This window comes from Daejeonella sp. (assembly GCF_044348475.1).
GTDB lineage: Bacteria > Bacteroidota > Bacteroidia > Sphingobacteriales > Sphingobacteriaceae > Daejeonella.
Map to the genome: position 1 here is coordinate 1 of NZ_JBIKSU010000119.1, position 4,761 is coordinate 4,761.

Genomic DNA, 4,761 nt, shown 5'->3' on the forward strand with positions numbered 1-4,761 from the left:
AAAAGTAAAACCATTCCAGGCAGGGTGCTTCAATTGCCCAGCAAGATAATCGACCCAAGCCAATCCGGTTTTATTTTCCAGTAATACCAGAAAAGTTCCGCCTCCTGCAATCAAAAGCATGTCGAAACCACGAAGGGCATCGATAGAGAGTAGTCGTTGTGGTTTACTAGGTTCTGTTCCAGTTTGCTTTGCCATTGATCTTGTCATTAGTGTTTGATAAATCAAATTACAATTTTTATCAGAATATTTACAGTAATACTATTTTATTCACGCACTTCTGCACAATCAATCAAAATTCTTACTAAATTCCACTCAGGTTTAATAAACAAGACAATCACATGAAAAATAACCGCAGAGATTTTATAAAACTAGGTGTACCAGCTATTGCCGGAATGGCTTCGCTATTTTCGGGAATAAACCCTTCTATTGCTGGCCAAATCCCTGATTTAAATAGAGGCCCTCAAAATTTTAACATGTCAGGCTATGCTGCTCCAAAATTGGAGACCGTTCGTATTGCCTTTATTGGAACCGGAAACCGAGGGTCGGGTGCTGTGGGCAGGATGAGTAAGATAGGCGGCGTTGAGATCAAGGTTATTTGTGATCTGCGTCCTGAAAAGGCGAATGCAGCGCTAAAGCGTATCGAAGCATCGGGTCAGAAGCCTGAGCTGGTTACCGGAAATACAGAAGCCTGGAAAAAAGTATGCGAGCGTGATGATATTGATCTAATTTATATTGCAACCCCATGGGCCTTACATACACCCATGGCAGTTTATGCTATGGATCATGGCAAACATGTATGTACAGAGGTGCCCGCTGCAACGTCAATTGAAGAGTGCTGGCAACTTGTAGAAAGCTCTGAAAGAAACCGAAAGCATTGTATGATTCTCGAAAATTGCTGTTATGATTTTTTTGAGTTACTTACCTTGAATATGGCACGACAAGGCTTTTTCGGTGAAATTGTTCATGCAGAAGGAGCGTATATCCACGACCTTTTGGCTGGCGATTTTTCAAAAGAGAAATATTATGATTTTTGGCGATTAAGAATGGATGCCAGCAGACAAGGTAATTTGTATCCTACTCATGGACTGGGCCCAGTTAGTCAGGTGATGAATATTAACAGGGGTGATAAAATGGATTACCTGGTTTCTGTTTCAAGCAATGATTTTATGATGGGTGATATGGCAAAAAAGCTCGCTGCCAACGACGACATCTATAAGCAATTTGTTGGGAAGCCTTTCAATGGAAATATGAATACCACAACCATTCGTACCAATAAAGGCAAAACAATTATGCTCCAACATGATGTAACCTCGCCAAGGCCTTATTCCAGACTACACTTGTTAAGTGGCACAAAAGGTACTGCGCAGAAATATCCGCTTCCGGGTAAGATCTCAACTGGGCATGAAGGCTGGATCTCTGAAGAAGACTTTAAACTATTGGAAAAGAAATATGAACCAGCTATTGTTAAAAAAGTAGGTGAGCTGGCAAAACAGGTAGGTGGCCACGGAGGCATGGATTTTTTAATGGATTGGCATAATATTGACTGTCTTCGTAATGGTTTGCCTGTTGATCAGGATGTATATGATGCGGCACTATGGAGTTCTATTTTCCCATTGAGTGAGTGGTCAGTTAAAAACCGATCCAATTCTATTGACGTTCCTGACTTTACCAGAGGCGCCTGGAAAACAAACACGCCAGTTGATATTACATTGAGTAAAGGGGGGAATACGGTGGTGAAGGTTTGATTGGGTCTGTTGTCAGTTGTCTGTTATCAGTTGTCTGTTATCAGTTGTCTGTTATCAGTTGTCTGAATAAATACTGCTAATTTTAAACTAGCACTAACTCGTCTTTGTTCTTGGTTCCTGGTTCTTGGCTCTGTATAGTTGGTTAGTAGTTAGATGGTTAGGACAAAGGCTGCTAATTAGTTATAGCAATAATTATCCCATAAAACCTCGTCATTTCGAACATGCGAAACAAAAGGTATGTTTGTAGTACTAATCACATCATGGAGAAATCTGTTGATTAATGGTAGAGGTATGATGTAAACCGATGTTAGGAGGAGAAATTTTTCTGTTATCAGTTGCCTGTTATCAGTTATCTGAATAAATGTTGCTAATTTCAAACTAGCACTAACTCGTCTTTGTTCTTGGTTCTTGGTTCCTGGTTCCTGGTTCTTGCCTCTTGGCTTCTAACAAAAATATCATTCTCCCATTTCCTAATCCTATTGATATATTTGTATCAATCAATAAAAAATAAATGCAAGCAGTTCTTTCACCTGATCTGAAAATTGGAGTCATTGGGCTTGGCTATGTTGGGCTTCCATTGGCTCTAGCTTTTTCTGAAAAATATACGGTGTTTGGATATGATTTGGATTCAGCTCGTGTAGCGTCTTTGTGTTTAGCCAATGATAAAACCTTGCAAGTTTCCCAGCAAGAGTTAAAGGCTTCAAAATTAACCATCACGCATAATCCGGTTGATCTAGCTCTTTGCAGTATCTACATTATTACAGTTCCTACTCCGGTAAATGAACATAAAGCCCCCGATCTAACCGCATTGTTAAGTGCATCCAAAACAATTGGAGCAATGCTTAAAGAAGGAGACCTTGTCATTTATGAGTCAACCGTATATCCAGGTTGTACAGAAGAAGATTGCGTACCCGTTCTTGAAAAAGAAAGCGGGTTGAACTATAATGAGCATTTTTATTGCGGCTATTCACCCGAACGGATTAGCCCGGGCGACGCGGTACATACCCTCAAAAATATAATCAAAGTAACCTCGGGTTCGAATCCTGCAACAGCCAATCTGGTCAATGATTTATATGCTTCAATCATTCATGCAGGAACCTATCAAGCATCCTCCATTAAAGTAGCAGAGGCCTCTAAGGCGATAGAAAATGCTCAGCGCGATGTCAATATCTCATTTGTAAATGAGCTAGCTTTGATATTTGATAAAATGGAGATCGATACCGCCGAAGTATTGGATGCGGCAGCCACAAAATGGAATTTTCTGAACTTTAAACCCGGACTCGTTGGAGGGCATTGTATTGGAGTAGATCCATACTACCTATCCTATAAAGCAGAAAAGCTGGGCTATGTTCCCAAAGTTATCGTATCAGGTAGAGAGGTGAATGACCAAATGGCTTTGTTTGTTGTCAATAAGTCGCTTAAGCTGCTATCAGCAAAAAATATTCCATTTAAAGGGGCTAGAGCATTAGTAATGGGCCTAACATTCAAAGAAAACTGTCCAGATACCCGGAATAGTAAAGTGGTAGATATTGTGAATGAATTAATGCAATTTGGGCTTGATGTTGATGTTATTGATCCACTTGCTGAAAAAGAATATGTACAGGCTCAGTACAATATTAACCTGATCACAGATATCTATCAAAATAGCTATCAGCTAATCATTTTGGCAGTTGCTCATGCAGAATTTCTTCAAATTGATTTCGGTAAATTGAAGAATGCAGACACAGTACTATTTGATACCCGCGCAGTATTGAATAGGGAATGGGTGGATGGGAGGTTGTAGACTGATTGAATAGGAATGAGAAATCATATTCTGGTTGATTAATTAAACAAATGAATTCAATTTCAGTTTATTACGAAAAATACTAGGGTAATATGCTTTCAAGGCAGGTGCATTCATTTAAATAAGTTCATATTTTTTATTTGAATACTATAGTTTTTATTATATTTGATTATTAATGAGTACTATTTATACTCAATAAGCATGCTAGAAAGCCTAATCACTTCTAAAACCAGAATTAAGCTCTTGCTTAAATTCTTCTTAAATATCAATAATCAGGGCTATTTACGTAGCCTAGAGGGTGAGTTTAATGAGAGTACCAATGGTATCAGGCAGGAACTCAATCGTTTTGAACAAGCTGGTTTATTATTGGCAGAATCTGAAGGTAATAAGAAATTGTACAGAGCCAACACCCGTCATCCCTTATTTAAAGACCTCAATAGTATTATCCTCAAGTTTGTGGGTGTTGAACAATTAATCGAACAGGTTATTGATCGATTGGGCAATGTGCAACAGGTATATCTGGAAGGCCGAATAGCCCAAGGGCTCGATTCAGACATTATCGATCTATTGATCATTGGAAATGATATTGACCGTAATTATTTGAGCTCACTAGTTGAAAAGGCCGAACCTTTCTTGAGGCGTAAAATTCGCTATCTGGTTTTTGAGGAGCAGGATGCCAAAGTATATGTGGAGCGGCATCATAAAGGATTGGTATTAATATTTGATCAACCCGAATGAGCTGGTACGTAATATATACTAAATCACGTTGTGAAAAGGCGGTTGCTGGTAAGCTAAGTTTATCTGGCATTGAGGTATTTTGCCCACTTTTAAAGAGGAAAAAACTGTGGAGTGATCGCTGGAAATGGGTTGAAGAACCCTTATTCAGATCTTATTGCTTTGTTAATGTAGATGAAAAAGATAGGGATTCGGTTTTTTCAGTGCAGGGCGTAGTACGATATGTTTACCACTGCGGGCAACCAGCAACAATCAGGGAAAAGGAAATGAATCTGTTGAAAAGCTGGCTGTTGCAATATGATCATGACAGTATTGAGGCAACAAATTTAAATGCCAACGACCGAATCAGAATCCGCTCAGGTGCATTAAAAGATAAAGAAGCCGAAGTATTAGAACGTAAAGGTAATTATGCGCTTTTACTATTAGAAGATCTTGGGCTACAGGTTAAAGTTGATCTGAGAAAGAATATTTTAGAGAAAATACTAGTTTCCTAAAAAG

Annotated in this window: 4 protein-coding genes and 1 pseudogene; 4 read left to right on the forward strand and 1 reads right to left on the reverse strand. The window is 38.9% G+C overall.

Annotated features, from left to right (window positions below; translation table 11 throughout):
* Window positions 1-195, reverse strand: a pseudogene (locus tag ACIQZ6_RS11945) (DUF5009 domain-containing protein); the annotation flags it as partial.
* Window positions 196-338: 143 nt separating this feature from the next.
* Between ACIQZ6_RS11945 and ACIQZ6_RS11950 the strand changes: the two are divergent.
* The 4 genes from ACIQZ6_RS11950 (at window position 339) to ACIQZ6_RS11965 (ending at window position 4,757) form a co-directional block, all read left to right on the forward strand.
* The gene (locus ACIQZ6_RS11950) at window positions 339-1,745 is read left to right on the forward strand and encodes a Gfo/Idh/MocA family protein (protein ID WP_395811394.1); all 1,407 of its coding nucleotides are present in this window, start codon (window positions 339-341) and stop codon (window positions 1,743-1,745) included.
* A 511-nt stretch (window positions 1,746-2,256) separates the two neighbouring features.
* Entirely contained in the window at window positions 2,257-3,528 is a 1,272-nt protein-coding gene (locus ACIQZ6_RS11955) for a nucleotide sugar dehydrogenase (protein WP_395811396.1), read from the forward strand.
* A 201-nt stretch (window positions 3,529-3,729) separates the two neighbouring features.
* Window positions 3,730-4,266: an ArsR family transcriptional regulator gene (locus ACIQZ6_RS11960; protein ID WP_395811398.1), complete on the forward strand. Its 537-nt coding sequence runs from the start codon at window positions 3,730-3,732 to the stop codon at window positions 4,264-4,266.
* Window positions 4,263-4,757 (forward strand): UpxY family transcription antiterminator, encoded by a 495-nt coding sequence (locus ACIQZ6_RS11965; RefSeq protein WP_395811400.1) that lies wholly within the window; start codon window positions 4,263-4,265, stop codon window positions 4,755-4,757. Before ACIQZ6_RS11960 ends, ACIQZ6_RS11965 begins: the two co-directional genes overlap by 4 nt.
* Window positions 4,758-4,761 lie beyond the last annotated feature (4 nt).